Below are 15,732 nucleotides of genomic sequence, written 5' to 3'. Positions count from 1 at the left end.
TATTCGGTCGGAAGTCAGCGAGTGCCGCCGAACCGATCTCGGCACCACCAATTTGGGTTGGATCACGGACACTCGTGGTCACGAGCGAGCGCTGTATCGCTGTTGGCGCAGCGACCGGTGCTTACGTTCCGATACCCGAAGCGATGATCCCGGTAACGATGACCGACGTAATGGTGACCGTCGAGAATCCGGCGACGATCATCTTTGGCAGGATGACGCCCTCGATCGCGGCGACCTCTTCCGGCGTCTCTCCGGCCCCTTTAGCCGCTTCTTGCGAGAGGATCATGGTGCCTGGGAATCCGTAGAGCGAGGTGAGCCCAATGGCGATCGACATGGGGATGCTGTAGCCAAGCAGTTTTCCCGTGACCGCGGAGAACAGGACAATTCCGGCGATACCAAAGATGAAGGCGAGGAGCAGCGGCTTCCAGAGCGCAAGGAGGTCGGCAAGGTCGACCGTTGCGAGCGGGCCAAACACGAGGATAAGGATTGCGAGCATCATGAGACCAAGCGAATCGGTTCCCGCCAACACCGACGGCTTGAACACCTTCGTCGTGCGCAGAATGATGCCAAACAGGAGTGCCATCACGAACGTGTTGAGCGTGCCGTCGGTGAGGTTGTTGAGTCCGATTGCGGCCAGCACCACAACTCCGACGATGAACAGCGTGCCTGGCGTGTTCTGTAAGAACGCGGGGAGCCTCCCGGTTTCCTTCTGCTCTTCTACCGCCTTTGCCGCTGGTGCAAGGGTGCCAGCACGGTACTCTCCCTTGAGGCGGGTTGCTTCGCGGCGAAGGATGATTGAGGTGAGTGGGAACCCGATAAGTCCCTGAATCGCGGCGATGAGCACCGGAAAGATCGCGATTGCGGTGAGGCCAACACCCAGCGCGGATTCCTGGATGAGGAGAACCGATATGGTTCCGCCTGAGAGTGCGCCGGTACCCGCGATCACAAAATCGCGACCGTTTGCGATGAGCTCGCCATACTCATCAACTCGCGCGTCCGGACCGAACAACAACCCTGCAACGAGGAGTAAGACGCCGATACCAACGACGGTAGCGATGCCGATGAGGAGTGTGCGCCACTGTTTCTTAAAATCGTCGAGGCTGATCATGGTGCCGAGGTGAACGATGATGAACCCAACTACGACGCCGGCAAGCGCGAGGAGCGACGAGCTTGCCAGGAGATCTTCCGGAAAGAGTCCGGTCAGGAATCCGACCAAAAAAATGAGGGATGCCACAAACAGGCTCGAAAGGAGTGATCGTGTTTTTCTCGCGACAAACTCACTGATTGTCCAGACAAGCATGACCACAACAAATGCGACGACTGGGTTCATCGTGTTCTCCTTGACAGTAGCTGCTCGACCGCTGCTGACGACCGTGTAGTTGCAATGTAGTGCAAAAACGGACGCTATGTCATGAATTGCGGTAAGCCGACGACTGTGGACCGCTGCGACTCTCATCGTGTTCGGAGGGGCCCTGACGTTGAGCGTGCAGATAAATACCTGGTTGGAGTGCCAGTTCCTCCGTCTTGACGGTCGAGGCAGTCAGCCGTGAGAGCAATTGGGGCCCCCAAAGAAGGGCGTTCCCGGTATGTGTACCGGGAACGCCCTCAGGAACTACTCAATCGCGAGGAATGAGTTAGCGTCCCAGGTTGAACCAGCCCCAAAGGAGGCCGTGCATTGCGTCATTGATCCATCGGTACATGTGTGTCACCTCCCGTTTTCCCCTAAGTGCCCGACGGCTGAACAAGGCCATCGAGGTTGTGTTGCATGGTAACGATACCCAAGGTTTTCTTTTCTGTTTACGCGCTATACTTCCGCGCGCGACTGCATTGCGTACTGAGGGTTAGGTGGTTTTTGTAGTGAAATTGAGCGTCTTTTTGCGGATTTTGGCGCGTTCGAAAAATCTTTAAGAAAGTTTCGTGGCCGCCGAATGATTTGCGAGTCCGCCTGGGTCTTTAACCTGTGACCAACAAAACGATCGATCGCCGCATGCGCTCTGCGCCGGCATCCGATCAGGCAACATAGGGGATTTTTGTGTTTCAGAAGGAATCAAGGCGTGCCGTCAGCAGCGGACGGTGGCGAGTATCGGCTGCGTTTATCGCAACACTTGCCGTCGTTGGTGTCACCACGTTCGGCGGAGTGCAGGATGCCAATGCGGCGCAGGGGCTTGTCAGCGACCTCGGTGTCTCGATCAGCTTTGACGGCACCGGCCCGTTCGACACAGACAACATTTCCGGTCACGACTCCGGAGCCAACAACGGCGTTGTGCGCTCAAATGACCAGGTTGAATACCTGATTGCTTCATCGTTCGCCACCGTCGGGGATGTCTCGTATACCTCGACCCTGCCGGCCGGGATGGAATGGGACGCTACGGCAACGGCATCCACCGTGTGCAACGGAGTCGGCGGCGGTTCGCTCACAAACGCAAACCGAACCTGGACGTGTAACCGGACAACCGACACGCTTGCTGAGTCGTTCAAAGTTCGAGCCTGGGTTGGCAGCGCAGGTCACGATCAGATTCTCGCGCCGACGGTGACGTCCGGTTCCGTGCAAACGGTGGCCCCCGAAATACGGGTCTCTGCCATACCAAAGACCGAGTTTCGCTCGTACACAAATGGGCTTACTATGCCGTTTGTGCACCAAGGAACCGAGGGTGCACGCCAACAGATCACGGTGCACCTCGGCGCAACCGTGCCGCCGGCCGGCAACTTCAAGGGCTATGAAGCGCTTTCCGACCCGTTGAGTTTTGAGCTTTCGGTTCCGCCGAACGCAGTTGTTCCGCTCGTGCAGCCTGACCTCCAGGGCTCTGCCTCGGTGTCGCAACCAGGCGGGCCGGGAACGCCAGTGACCGTCTCAGTGAGCGGGCAGCGGACAGACTTTCTCAAGGCAAAATACAACGCGGGTACCCCCACCGACTTTCGCGACGTCGCAACGCTGTATGTGTACATCTGGACTCCGTACGAATCCATCCCCGTGAACGTGCCAACGCTGCTTGTTGGACAGTTTCGGAACTTTGACCCGCTGTCGACGAGCGGGCAATCAAACTTCGGAACGGGAGTCGCTCCAGGATTTGAGGCGGGCGCGGCGTGCTCCGGCACAGCAATCGGCCTGCAGACATCGTGTTATGGCCAATCGATCACTCGAACTGACCGTCCGCTGGTGTTTGGCGGAACCAACGGGGCAATGGCCGGATACTACGTCTACATCTACGGTGATGACCACGGGTGGACCAACGGACGCGAGTTTGTTGTGCCAGGCCAGAAGTTTTTTGCCCTGTCGAGCGTCCGTAACGACCAAACCGCCGGAGCACCGGCCATGAACGCCTGGGGCGTCTCGGCCTGGGACCCGGCGAAGCTCCAACTCACAACGACGCCAGAGGTGCGCCTGAACCTGACAAGTGGGCAGACCCACATCTTCCACCAAATCACGGGAACGGTTGTTCCAAAAACCGATTATGTGCTCAAGTACACGGATCACGCCTTTGCCAACGATGCCGAACGCAAGAATTTTGATCCGGCAACACTCGATTGGGTGACCAATCCGGCTGCGCTTCCCGGTGGGCTTGCCTCCGTTTCTGCCGTTCACCTGACCTACCTCAAACCGTTGCCGGTGAACAGCACGTTAGGTCTTGCCAATCCGTTGGCCAGGCCGCTGAGCGCCGATTCGCTGAGCGCAACCGCCGACTCGTTGATTCCGTGGTACTGGCAGTTTGGCTCTGACGAGACGCCGCGAGTGGCGTCAACCTACAACGGGACAACAACCATCAGCGAGACCGGCGGAAACATCCGCGTCGCGAACGCGCTTGTCCGCACCAAAGCAAGCTGGGACGCAGCCTCGACAGAACCCGGAAGTATCAAGAACCTCACCATTACCCCCACGGTCGTTGGACCGGTCGGCGGAAGCGCAGCGACGGAAGCAACAAATATGAAGGTCTCCGTTGCGCTGGATTCCACGTGCGCTGAGCCAGTGTGGGATGTGGTGAAAACGCTTCCGGGCTACGAATCGCACACGCCAGGAAACCACGGCGCCGATGGCATCGCTTGCACGGCAGATGACGGCGCCGCCGCCAAGGTTGTGTTCGCCTTTGGTGATGTGAGCGCGCCTGCTGGAACCGTCGGACCCGGTGAATATCACGGCCACGCTACGCAGCTGCCTTCGTTCACGATTCCCGTCACCTATTCACCGCTCAGCCCGTCCGGCGGAGTCCATACCGCGACCGTTGTCGCGAGCTCGGACGCAGACAAGACGCAGGGGAGCTACGCAGGATGGGGAAACATCGCGGTGACCGCGCTCAGCCAAGACCGCACCGAAACCGCGGCCATTACCGTGCAGGGCGTGGCCTCGTTCCAGGGTGGCAAATCCGCGAATACTCGTGAGGCTGGACTCGTATCGCCAGACGAAGAATTCAGCTACACGATCAACTGGTCGAACGGCACCTCAGACAAAGTTGGAGTCGGCACGTTTGTTGACGTGCTGCCGTACAACGGTGACGCCCGTGGCAGCAGCGGGTTGCCCGCTGAGGGGTTCACCGTGATCAAGGCCGTATCCTCCACGGCCAATACGAGCGTGATGGGCAACGTTTCCATCGAGTATTCAGACGACGCCCCTGAAGACATCGCTGCGGCGCTTTTGCAACCCGAAAATAGCGACGGGCACAGCGGAATCACCTGGAAAACGGGCACGGTCCCGTCATCCGCAACCGCGCTGAGGTTCGTGACGGAGAAGCCAATCGAATCGGGGTTCTCTGGCTCTGCCACCATCACGGTCGCCCTCAAGGGGCTGGCTATTGGCGGTCAGCTCAAGAACGATTTTTACGGCAAGACCGCAGCGGTTGACGGCGACCAAAACTCTGTCAAGCGCATAGTTGGCGCAGCCGAGGTCACGCTGGCATCATCCGCTGGTTCGCTTGCCGGTTCGGTGTGGCGAGACCTCGACTTTGACGGTGGATTCTCGCCAGCGGATGTGGCCTGGCCAGCAGGCAGTAAGACGTTGACCATTACGAGCGCCAACGAGACGTACACCACCAATATCGGGTCCAACGGATCCTTCGACTTTGGGGTCATTGCCGCGGGCGACTACGTTGCCTCGGTGAAGGATGCACGGGGCTGGTCGCTTGTGCTGTCACATCCAATCACGTTTGGCGTTGGCGATGTGGTTGACGATGCGAGGATACTGTTCCAAGAGCAGCTCGCGCCGCTGGCTCTGAAGCCGGATACCGGCAGCACCTCGGCGGGAGCATCCACGGTTGTTGATGTGAAGACCAACGACTCATGGGTGACGGCCGCCGCCCCGGCGCCGCAGACCTTCTCAAGCATCCAAGCCGGAGGGGAACCAACCTTCGGCACGGCTTCGATAACGGCCGACGGAAAGCTCACCTATGCGTCTGCCGCCGACTGGCCCGCTGCGTTTGACGGACAAACGAGCTACGAAGACACCGTTACCTACTCGGTGACGGATTCGGCCGGCCTGACCGCAACAACGGTGGTCACGCTGACGATTTATGCCGCGCCGGTTGCGGTCGACGACACCATCACGATTGGTCAGTCGGGAAAGACCGCTCTGGATGCGCTGGCAAACGACACCGGCCATACGATCACCTTCGACGGTGACATAGTGTCAACGAGTGACGTGCGCGTCAGCGAAGATGGCGACAAGGTCTCGGTCGAGTCCCTGCACGTGTGGGCCGACGGCGAAGCAACCTTTGTTGACACCGTTGCGTACACCATCAGCGATGAGTTTGGTCAAGTGTCAACGGCCAGCATCGTTGTAACGGTGCAGCGGGCACCGGTTGTGACTGTTGACGCAGGCCAGGTGATTGCATCGGGCGGCGAAGCCGTCTTCACCCCACAACTGTTGAATCCTGGAGTGGTGTCTGACGACGACCGTACGGTCAGCAAACGACCATCTGCTGGAACCGTCACGATGGAAGACGACGGAACCGTCAGCTTCGTTCCTGGGAACGCGGCGCCTGGCGACTACTCCTTTGAAATTACGTACACGGACGACCTTGGCCAGGCAACGACACAGGCCTTCACCGTGACGGTCTACGCTGCCCTGCAACTGACCAACGACCGTGCAACGGTGCCGTGGATCTCACCAACCGCTATCGATGTGTTGGCAAACGACGCTGGTGACGGCCTGGTCCTGCTTCGCGCGCAGGTCATAGACGGTGCCGAAACCGAAGGGACGATTGAGGTCACCGCGGACGGCCTGAAGTTTACTCCTTCTCCCGATCGCGAATGGGCCGTTGATGAGCTCAGCTACATCGAGACTCTTGAGTACACGGCAGCCGATGGGCACGGGGACGAAGCAACGGCAACGTTGACCCTGACCGTCATCCGGCCGCCCGTCGGAAAGGACGTGCATCTTGACCTGTCGAGCGACGTCGAATCGGTAACGTTTGACCCGGTCGGCGAAGCGACGGGGACCGATATCCAGGGCCTGAGCAAGGACGCCGTTGTTACCAAGCCCGTTCACGGGACGGCGAGCATCCTTGCTGGGGAGCTCACCTATACCCCAGAAGCTGGCTTTATCGGTGACGATAACTTTACCGTTCGGCTCGTTGACGCCTTCGGACAAACGGGGGAAGTGACCTATACCTTTACGATCGTTGCCGCGAAGGCCCCAGAAGAGGGTGGCAACGGCGTTGAGCCTCACGAGGGCGCAGGCGGCGGTGGAACCGGCTCGGCGGAAGGCAACAACGGAAATGGCGGGATGCCCGGAACGCCTGAGACGGCAGCCACTGACTCAGGCCTCGCGTTGACGGGAACCGGATCTGCGGTGTGGTCGCTCGGAGCGCTGTGTCTCGCAGCAGGCTTTGCCCTCTGGCTGTTCGCATCCGCTCGTTCGCGCCGTCAACCGGCGCTGGGGAGTTCGAGACAAGCGTGAGCGACCCAACGAGCAGCGGGGCGTTGAGCCAACCGCCTTCTGGCGGCGACCAGACACGCGCCGCTACGACAACCGGTGCCGCGCGGGATCTGCGGGACGCGGCGCTCATCGAGGCCTTCCGTAACGGTGACGATGAAGCGATGGAGACGCTCTTCTCGCTGCACCAGCCCTACGCGCTGCAACATGCGGCGAGATATGCAACCGCTCAACTGCCGGCTGACGACATCGTCTCTGAAGCATTTTTTCGGGTGATCCAGGCCATCAGAAATGGAAACGGCCCAACCGTTTCGCTGTGGTGGTACCTGGTCACTGCGATGAAATCGGTTGCCATCAAGCACGCGCCGTCACTGCAGCGCACGGTGAACGTTGAGGCAGAAACGCTTGAGTTGCTCGCAGACGAAACGGTCGTTGAGCGGTCGGACGGCGTCGCGGAGACCTGCGTTGTTGAGGCATTCAACCGCCTGCCTTCGCGTTGGCAGACGGTCGTGTGGTGCCGCGACGTCGAAGGATTCTCGCTTGCCGAGACCGCTGCCACCCTCGGAATTACCGCCAACGCCGTTGGCGCGCTCCATTCGCGGGCGAGAACGGGATTTCGGCTCGAATATCTCAGCGCGATAGCGGCTGATGAGATGCGAGAGTCGTGCCTTCGCTTTGTCAGGGAACTTGCCCGTGATGAGTCGGAAGCGGCGCTGCCTCGCGAGGTCACCGAGCACCTTTCCGGCTGCACCTCGTGCCGCTCAAAACAGGAAGACCTCAGGACTATCCGGGGCCGCTTTGCTGGTGCGCTCACGATGGTTGCGCCCGGACTGTTTTTTGAGCATCCCTGGGCCGTCTCACCGTTTGGAGCGGATGCTGCGGCCAGCCTCATCGTGGAGTCGCCGCTCACCGCTGGCGCCGGAGCGCTGCTCACCGGCAAATCGTTGATCGGTGCGGCGACCGGGCTCATCGGAATCGCAGCGGTGGCCGGCACGCTCATGTTGGTCTCAAGCATGGGACAGGCGTCAACTGATCCCGGTCAATCAACCGCGCAGACCTCGCGCGAGGCCCTGAAACCAAGTTCATCCGAACAGCCAACAGCGGTGGACGTCGGCGGTGGCAATCGCGGCATCGCCGATGAGGGACCGCTCACCGAGGCCACGAACGCGATGGCACCCGGCGACGGCGGTGCGGCCAGCCGCACCCCTCTTATCGAAGTGCCTGCCGCCGGCGGCGTCTGTCAAATCTTTTTTGAGCCGAGTGCTGGCAGCCGGATGGCCTACTTTGAGCAGCAGAGTGTTGGTGGGGGTGCGTGCCTCGTCGACGTGCTTCGGCCCAACGGCTCCCGTGGTGTTCTTGATCACAACTCGTCAACGAGGCTGGCCCAGGCCGCGCAGGCCTCGACATACACGATCGTGATCGAGACGGACGTGACCGATGCCACGGCATTTTCCGTGCCGCTGCGGGTTGAGGATGTGTCCAGAGAAGGCTGAGGGGTGAATCGAGGGGTTAAATGGTGCCAAGCTTCCGGCCGTCAACGAGCGATGATGCAGCTATCTATAGGCTATAAATAAGACGCAAGCACGCGAATGCTGTTCTGGGGGACTGCGACGCCACGTAGGGGATTGACTGTGGCGATCTGCTCGTTCTTCGCGTGACTGTGCCGCGTTTTGGAGGGAACCCTTCATCGACGCGGTGATTCCTGCGCGCCCATTTCTCGGCTGTTTGTCGAGCGGAGGCTGCGTAACGGGATGTCTTCTGGCGACTGTTCCGAGCGCGCATCACAGCTTGACTGTGCGGCGCAGGATGCTCGGAGGCGCAAGCCTGCCCAAAACTCCGTGAATGTCCTTCAGAAAGTCCAACGTTCTTCCTATGAAAGCTCAGTGTCTCGCCGCGATTATGCCCATTCAGCGAACCGTTTCCACAACACCAATACAGGGCATCGGAGAACCGCTGACCGGTGCCGAACGTGACGCTCGGGATGGGCAGTTGATCGACGAATTTCGAGGCGGAGATGCGACGGCGCTTGAGCGTTTGTTTCGGCAGCTGCATCCGATTGCCCTTCACTATGCCGCCCGGTACGCATCGGCCCGACTTTCGGCAGAGGACATTGTCGCAGAGGCTTTTATCCGGATGATTCAGGCGATCACAAATGGGAAGGGCCCGACCGTATCGGTGTGGTGGTACCTTGTCTCGGCGATGAAAACGGTCGCGATCCGGCACGGGATGTCTCTTCGGCACACCGTCAACGTTGAGGCCGATACGCTTGAGTTCTGCGCGGAGCTCGCCTCAGAGCAGCGGAGCGAGGGCGTGGCAGAGGCCTGGGTTGTTGAGGCGTTTCATCGCCTGCCTGCTCGTTGGCAAACCGTCGTATGGCTTCGGGACGTGCAGGCGCTTTCACTCGCAGAAGCAGCCGAGTCGCTTGGAATATCGCCGAATGCCGTTGGTACGCTGCACTCGCGGGCGCGAAAGGCCTTTCGCCTTCACTATCTTGCGGTCATCGCCGGCGACGAAACAGCACGCAGCTGTGCTGCCTATGTCTCAGACCTTGCGGGGGAGACCGATCCCTCCCCCGAAACGACGCGGCATCTTGACGACTGTCCTCCCTGCCTCACAACGGCCGCCGAGTTGGCCTCGGTCAAGCATCGGTTCTTGGGCCTTCCAGCGATGGGGCATAGTGAGGTCGCTTTCATCGATTCCTGAGGCGGGCAGGGCAGACGGCGGTTAGCCATGCCTGCCGTCGCTTGGGGCCGCCACGAGCGGCGGCCCCAAGCGAGGGTCTACTCTCGCTAGCGCTTATTTCGAAGCCGCAACCGCCTGAGCCAGGATGTCAACGTAATTGTCGAGACCCCAGGTGAGTGAGAGCGCGGTTGGCGGGGAGACCGAAGCGATGAAGTCCTTGCCAACAACCTGGGCAACGCGGTTTTCCGTGACCTGGCTCATGGCCTGCGCCGGACTCGACGCGAGGAACGCGTCGGAATCCTCTTGCGTATCCGCGTAGCTGATGAGCAGGTCGCTCGTGAGCGAGTCGAGTTTTTCGTGGCTGAGGGTGTAGAAGAAGGTGCTTTCTCCGGTATCCAGCTCGGTCACGCTCGTTGCGGTTTTAAACCCGAGGTCTTCGGTGAATTCAACCCGCGGATCTGCTGGCGTGTGGACGTAGAACTTCCCGGAGAAGTCCCAGACCTGTGCAATGGTGACTCCCTCGAACTCTGGATGCTTTGCCGCCTGAGCCGCAACCTGCGCATCGATGTCCTCAACGACCTTGACCGCTTCGTGGTGCTTTCCGAGCGCCTCGCCCGTCGTGGTGATGAGGTCGCGCCACGGGGTGGCCCACGGTTCGCCGGGGTAGGCGACCACAGGCGCAATGGCGCTCAGGAGGTCGTACTCGTCTTTGGTGAGGCCTGAGTAGGTTGCCAGAATGAGGTCTGGCTTTGCGGCGAGAATCTCTTCAACCGGGGCTTCTGTTGTGTCGGGAAGCACCGTTGGGGTATCTGCGCCAAGGCTGTCGAGCTTCTCTTCGATCCAGGGAAGGACACCGTCTGAGTTTCCGCCGTAGGACTGAAACGGGATGGCAACCGGCACAACGTCGAGTGCGAGTGCGGCATCCGCGCTTCCCCAGCCCCACGCGACAACACGCTTCGGCTCGCTGGGGATGACGGTCTCGCCAAAGGCGTGTTCGATGGTGACGGGGAACGCGCCTTCGCTGGTTTCGGTTGGTGCGGAATCCGTGCTTGGGGAAGACGAACAGCCGGTCAGCACGAGCAACGAGGCGGTCGTCGCCGCTATGGCGATGCGGATGAGGGAGGGTCGTTTCATGCGTTGGGCTCCAAGTTGTGTTGTTGTTGGATGGTTTGGGTGCGTTGCGCGTGCTTACTGTGCGGAACAACGAGTGGGGAGCCCGTCACCGGGTCGTCGATGATCAGGCAATCAAGGTCGAAGGCTGCGTGTACCGTCTCGGCGGTGAGAATGTCGCTGGGTTTGCCTTCGCACACGATGCTTCCCTCGCGCATAACAACAAGATGGTCGGCATAACGGGCCGCCAAGTTGAGGTCGTGGAGCACCATGACTACCGTTGTGGAGTTTCGGGTGTTGAGCTCGGTGAGCAGGTCGAGCACATCGAGCTGATGGGTGAGATCAAGAAAAGTCGTCGGCTCGTCAAGCAGCAGGATGTCTGTGCGCTGGGCAAGTGCCATCGCAATCCACACACGCTGGCGTTGCCCGCCGGAGAGTTCGTTCACGCGCCGCGCTGCGAGGTCGGCGGTGTCAGTCGCGTGCAGCGCGTCGGCGACGATCTGATCGTCTTTCGCCGTCCACCGTCCAACAAATCCCTGGTGGGGATAGCGGCCTCGACCGACGAGGTCTTCAACCGTGATGCCCTCAGGCGAGACAGGATGCTGGGGGAGGAGCCCGATTGTGCGCGCGAGTTCTTTCCCCGCAATCTGTGAGATATCGCGCCCGCCAAGCGTGACCGCGCCAGATCGGGGTGTGATGAGCCGAGACAGCGTTTTGAGCAGGGTTGATTTGCCGCACGCGTTGGCACCAACGATAACCGTGACGCGTGCGTCAGGTATCTCAAGAGACAGGTCGGCGATCACGGGGTCCCCGTCATACCCAACTTTGATGTTGGTGGCCTGAAGGAGGGGTCGGGCTGCTGGAGTGGTCACGATGACTGTCCTTTGTGAGCGGTGGCGAGCAGCCAGAGGAGGTAGGGGGCGCCGACCGCTCCTGTCACAATGCCGATCGGCACGGTTGCGTTTGCAAAAGCGTTCTGGGCGATGAGGTCTGAGGTGAGGATGATGAGCGCTCCGACGAGTGCGGTTGGTACGAGCGCGAGTGACCCCGTCGCCACGAGTCGTCTCGCGATCGGGGCGGAACACAGGGCAACAAATGCGATCGGCCCAACCGCTGCCGTTGCGCAGGCAGCGAGGGAGACGGCGAGGATGAGCATTATGATTCGTGCTCGCGTGACCCGCACTCCCAGCCCGCTTGCCATTTCGTGACCAAGCTGCAGGACGCGGATGCGGCGTACCGAGACCGCGACGGCGGGAATGAGCACCAGCAGGGCGACGGCAAAAACAGCGATATCTGGCCATCGAACATTGGCAATGCTGCCGACCGTCCAGACAAGCGCCGCTTGCGCCTCACGTGCCTCGGCTCGCGTCAGCAAATAGCCGAGCGCGCCGGTGCACATAAAGGCAAAGCCGACGCCAGTGAGCACAAAACGGTATCCGGTTGACTGCTGGTCTCGCGACAGCAGGGAGATTGCGGTTGCAATAACCATGGCACCTGCAAATGCCCAGATCGAGACAAGCGCTCCGCTGAGCCCAAGGATGAGTGTTGCGAAGACCGCCGCTACGCTTGCCCCTCCCGTGATGCCCATGATGTCAGGGCTTGCGAGCGGGTTGCCGAGCAGCGATTGGAAGAGCGCCCCGGATACGGCAAAGGCGATGCCTGCCAGGACGCCGATGGTGAGGCGCGGCAGGCGCAGCTGAAAGATGGCAAATGAGTCGGCGGTTGCTCCGTTGCCAAACAGCGTTGGCAACACGGCATCTGGACTGATGCGATACGCACCGGTGCTGAGGGTTACCGCCGCGACGACGAGCAAGAGCGCCACGAGTATCAGCGAGATAATCGTTTCGCGCCGCCGGCGCGAGACCCTGAGTGAGCGGATTGCCTCGGCCGTCGCGAGTGTCTGAGTTGTTGACATCTAGACCGCCGCCAATCGCTTGCGCTGGATGAGCGCGATCATGACTGGAGCGCCAAGGAACGCAACAACGAGCCCCGCCTCGATTTCGCCTGGGCGGGAGATTATTCGACCGATGACGTCAGCGATGAGCAGCAGCGCCGCGCCCAGCGGGATCGCGTAGGCGAGCAGCCAGCGATGGTCTGGCCCGCTCAGCGGCCGCACGATGTGGGGGATTACGAGTCCGACAAACACGATTGGTCCGGCAAGCGCCGTTGCCGAGCCGCAGAGCAGCACAATCGCAATGGCAATGATGCTGCGGGTGACGGTCACGTTCTGGCCGAGCCCGCGGGCCAGATCGTCACCGAGTGACAGGACGTTGAGCATCCGACCCGTGATGAGCGCGAGGACAGCGCCAACCGCAAGAAACGGAAGCAGCGTGAGTGCGGTGTTTAGGTCGCGGCCGGTGAGCGAACCGACCGACCAGAAACGGAACGAGTCAAAGGCGTGTGAGTTGGTGAGCAGGATGAGGGTAATGAGCGAGGTCAGCCCCGCGGTGAGGGCGGCGCCGGCCAGCGCGAGTTTCAGCGGGGTGGTTCCTGTGCCGCCAAGGGAACCAACGAAGTAGACGATCACGGCGGCAATCGCGGCCCCTGCGAGAGCAAACCAGATAAACCCCTGGGGGCGAGTAATGCCAAACACACTCATCGCTATGAGGACACAGAGGGATGCGCCCGCGTTAATGCCGAGCAGGCCAGGATCGGCAAGAGGGTTCCTGGTGAGGCCCTGCATGAGCGTTCCGGCGAGGGCGAGGGCGCTGCCAACGAGCAGCCCAATAACCGTTCGTGGCACTCGGAGGTCGAGGATAGCCCTGTGATCGTTATTTGTGGGGTCCGGGTGGATGAGCGCATCGGCGACCGTGCCAAGCGAAACATCTCGTGCCCCAATCGCGAGGCTGAGCGCGATTGCTGCGACGAGTACAACGCACGACAGGATGAGCCACAGCCAACGTTTGGCCGTGCGGTTGTGAACGATCATGCCTGCTTTTCGGCTTTTCCGTATCGCCAGTAGCCCATGAAGGCGACGCGCTTGCGGTCGATGCCGTTATGCGTCACCAGTTGCCGGCGCAGCTGTTTAATTGCGGCTGATTCGCCGGCGAGCCACGCGTAGAACTCGGTTGCGGATCCGGAGTCAGGTTCGGGGGAGTCCCAGAGCGTTTCAATGTCGACGTTGATGTCCTCGAGCGACTGTGGGCGGGGCGAGGAGGCGTGGGCGACCGTTTCTGGGTTGAGGCGCATCCATTCGAGGACCGCATCATTGATCGCGGCACCGTGTGTGTTGTCGCCGCGAGCGAGCCACGTGATGCGGACGCCGGCCGCGACTTCAGGGCTCAGGGTAATCGGGAGTTCGTCGTGTGTGCTTGCTACCTCTATATAGGCGTCGACGCTCAGGCCGGGTTCGAGCGACTCGAGAATGCTGCAGATGGCGGGTGCGGCCGTCTCGTCGCCGGCGAGGAGTAGGCGTTTTGCGTTGCCCGGTTTCCAATCGATGCCGAGGCGCGAGTGGATGCTGCGCGAGGTCGGCCCCGCGATGATGACGTCGTCACCGGCTGCCGCCGTGCGAACCCAGCGGGCCGCCGGCCCGTCGTGCGCCGAGGCGGTTGCGTCATGAGTGGCAAAGTCAACGTCGAGCTCGCCGGCCGCCGCATCAATTCTGCGGACGGTGTAGGTGCGAAACGGATTTTGGCGCTCAACTGGCAGGTCGCGCCAGCGCGAATACCAGTCGCCGTTCTGCTCGGGGTCGTCTTCGTGAAGGTCGCTGAGCGTGCCGTCGGAGAGGGGGAAGAAAATCTTGATGCGTTGATCGAGCCCGTCGACACCAAACTCGGCAAAGTCAGGGCCGGTAAAGGTGACGCGAATAAAGTTTGGGGTGAGCTGAACGACCCGAAGCACCCGCGCGTGAAACGGGCGGTAGGCTGGACGCCCGTCAGGCATTGCCCGATTGGCTTCTTGTAAGGAAAGCATTACCTAAGTGTTTCAGAAGTGGATGAGTAATTACAAGGGCTACGCCAATGTTATGGCCACAAAGTTGAGTGCGGCCTGGGTTCTCGCTATGAAACGCGGACGACGCGACCGCTTTAGTCAGGTTCGCTAACGACCCCGCCTCGACCGGAGCGCCCCACCGCAAGCACCTTGCGAGGGCATACATGTGCCGGTTGGCCCGCGTCATAGGGCAGGCCGAGGCGGCAATATGGGTCACACGCTAGAGGACTGACGGGGGTGGCGTGGTCAGTTCGCGGCCGGTCAGGAGGAGCAGCGTTTGTGCCGCGGTGCCGTTGGTCAGCGAGAGTTCTGAGGCAATGGTGAGTGCCTGACGCGCTGCGGAATCTGGGATGCTTAGCGGCAGACCAAGGGCTCGCGCGAGGTCAGCGGTGTGCACCGCGAGTTCAAACGTGCGGGTCGGAAGATACTCGCGCAGGAGCATTCCGCCGGCGATGGTGGTGACACGTTCATCACCGGACCTCGTGTTCACAAGGGCAGTGACTCGAGCGTTCAGGGCGGCAATTGCCTCTTTTGGGTTCTGGCCAAGCGCGATTCCCGCATCGATTCCGCGTTGGGTGACCTCTGTTCCTGCCGAGAGAATCCGTGTGGCCCGAAAGTAGTCTGCCGATGAATGGATATCAACGGACCGGGCTGGCGCCGCAAGATACGCCTCGACGGTGATGAGCGACCTGCTGGTGTGCCCGATAAGGGAGCGGATGTCCCAATCGCCAAGTCCCTGGTCTGCCCACTGGTCGCGGACGAGGCCCGTGACCTGCATGAACCAGTCTGCTGCGTCGGTGAAAGCGCGCTGCGAGTCACTCCAGGAGAAGGTCATGGCTCCTACGATAGTCCCGCCCTGAGAAACGTTGTCGACGATTTTTCGTCAGAACCCGCGGAATTGCCCGTCACCGCGGCAACTCTGGTGGCAATCACACGGGGTGCGTCACGGCGCCCGCAGGCGCGAACAACGCATAACCGAATCGGACGGGAGTCACCACGATGGGGTCTCTCGTCCTCGGACGAAGATCGGACGAAGATCGGACGAAGAACGGTCAGCAGCCAGTTCAGGCTTGTCTGCACGCGAATTGTGGCGCTACGGGTTGTCAAGCCCCTGTCGCGGATCGCGCTGGGGAGGTAACGTGAAG

Annotated in this window: 10 protein-coding genes; 3 read left to right on the top strand and 7 right to left on the bottom strand. The window is 61.0% G+C overall.

Annotation, left to right across the window (positions count from 1 at the left end):
* Window positions 1-121 precede the first annotated feature (121 nt).
* A complete protein-coding gene (locus FHX76_RS04085; protein ID WP_167148170.1) occupies window positions 122-1,330 on the bottom strand; it encodes a hypothetical protein in 1,209 nt (402 codons plus the stop codon).
* Window positions 1,331-2,032: 702 nt separating this feature from the next.
* On the opposite strand from FHX76_RS04085, the gene FHX76_RS16645 reads away from it, so the two are divergent.
* From FHX76_RS16645 to FHX76_RS04070, 3 genes are all read left to right on the top strand, one after another.
* Window positions 2,033-6,886: an Ig-like domain-containing protein gene (locus FHX76_RS16645; protein WP_167148168.1), complete on the top strand. Its 4,854-nt coding sequence runs from the start codon at window positions 2,033-2,035 to the stop codon at window positions 6,884-6,886.
* Window positions 6,883-8,355 (top strand): sigma-70 family RNA polymerase sigma factor, encoded by a 1,473-nt coding sequence (locus tag FHX76_RS04075; RefSeq protein ID WP_167148166.1) that lies wholly within the window; start codon window positions 6,883-6,885, stop codon window positions 8,353-8,355. Before FHX76_RS16645 ends, FHX76_RS04075 begins: the two co-directional genes overlap by 4 nt.
* Before the next feature lie 349 nt (window positions 8,356-8,704).
* On the top strand, window positions 8,705-9,565 hold the full coding sequence (locus FHX76_RS04070; RefSeq protein WP_167148164.1) for an RNA polymerase sigma factor: 861 nt from the start codon (window positions 8,705-8,707) through the stop codon (window positions 9,563-9,565).
* A 93-nt stretch (window positions 9,566-9,658) separates the two neighbouring features.
* Here FHX76_RS04070 and FHX76_RS04065 read toward each other — a convergent pair whose 3' ends face one another.
* The 6 genes from FHX76_RS04065 to FHX76_RS04045 form a co-directional block, all read right to left on the bottom strand.
* Window positions 9,659-10,678 (bottom strand): iron-siderophore ABC transporter substrate-binding protein, encoded by a 1,020-nt coding sequence (locus FHX76_RS04065; protein WP_167148162.1) that lies wholly within the window; start codon window positions 10,676-10,678, stop codon window positions 9,659-9,661.
* A complete protein-coding gene (locus tag FHX76_RS04060; protein WP_341777856.1) occupies window positions 10,675-11,526 on the bottom strand; it encodes an ABC transporter ATP-binding protein in 852 nt (283 codons plus the stop codon). Before FHX76_RS04060 ends, FHX76_RS04065 begins: the two co-directional genes overlap by 4 nt.
* Window positions 11,523-12,569, bottom strand: a complete 1,047-nt coding sequence (locus FHX76_RS16085) for a FecCD family ABC transporter permease (protein WP_208402431.1) — start codon at window positions 12,567-12,569, stop codon at window positions 11,523-11,525. The genes FHX76_RS04060 and FHX76_RS16085 overlap by 4 nt, the downstream gene beginning before the upstream one ends.
* Complete coding sequence (locus FHX76_RS04055) at window positions 12,570-13,583, bottom strand: FecCD family ABC transporter permease (protein WP_167148158.1); 1,014 nt, start codon at window positions 13,581-13,583, stop codon at window positions 12,570-12,572.
* Window positions 13,580-14,569: a siderophore-interacting protein gene (locus tag FHX76_RS04050; protein WP_167148156.1), complete on the bottom strand. Its 990-nt coding sequence runs from the start codon at window positions 14,567-14,569 to the stop codon at window positions 13,580-13,582. The genes FHX76_RS04055 and FHX76_RS04050 overlap by 4 nt, the downstream gene beginning before the upstream one ends.
* 238 nt (window positions 14,570-14,807) lie before the next feature.
* Complete coding sequence (locus FHX76_RS04045; RefSeq protein ID WP_167148154.1) at window positions 14,808-15,422, bottom strand: maleylpyruvate isomerase N-terminal domain-containing protein; 615 nt, start codon at window positions 15,420-15,422, stop codon at window positions 14,808-14,810.
* Window positions 15,423-15,732 lie beyond the last annotated feature (310 nt).

The sequence above is a fragment of the Lysinibacter cavernae genome (assembly GCF_011758565.1).
Taxonomy (GTDB): Bacteria; Actinomycetota; Actinomycetes; order Actinomycetales; family Microbacteriaceae; genus Lysinibacter; species Lysinibacter cavernae.
The sequence above is the reverse complement of the archived record's forward strand: the minus strand, read 5'-3'. Positions and strand labels throughout refer to the sequence as shown.

Excerpts from the sequence above, each read along its gene's own strand:
- FHX76_RS04085 (WP_167148170.1), bottom strand. The coding sequence starts at position 1,330 with ATGAACCCAGTCGTCGCATTTGTTGTGGTCATGCTTGTCTGGACAATC.
- FHX76_RS04070 (WP_167148164.1), top strand. The coding sequence starts at position 8,705 with ATGTCCTTCAGAAAGTCCAACGTTCTTCCTATGAAAGCTCAGTGTCTC.
- FHX76_RS04065 (WP_167148162.1), bottom strand. The coding sequence starts at position 10,678 with ATGAAACGACCCTCCCTCATCCGCATCGCCATAGCGGCGACGACCGCC.
- FHX76_RS16085 (WP_208402431.1), bottom strand. The coding sequence starts at position 12,569 with ATGTCAACAACTCAGACACTCGCGACGGCCGAGGCAATCCGCTCACTC.
- FHX76_RS04055 (WP_167148158.1), bottom strand. The coding sequence starts at position 13,583 with ATGATCGTTCACAACCGCACGGCCAAACGTTGGCTGTGGCTCATCCTG.
- FHX76_RS04050 (WP_167148156.1), bottom strand. The coding sequence starts at position 14,569 with ATGCTTTCCTTACAAGAAGCCAATCGGGCAATGCCTGACGGGCGTCCA.
- FHX76_RS04045 (WP_167148154.1), bottom strand. The coding sequence starts at position 15,422 with ATGACCTTCTCCTGGAGTGACTCGCAGCGCGCTTTCACCGACGCAGCA.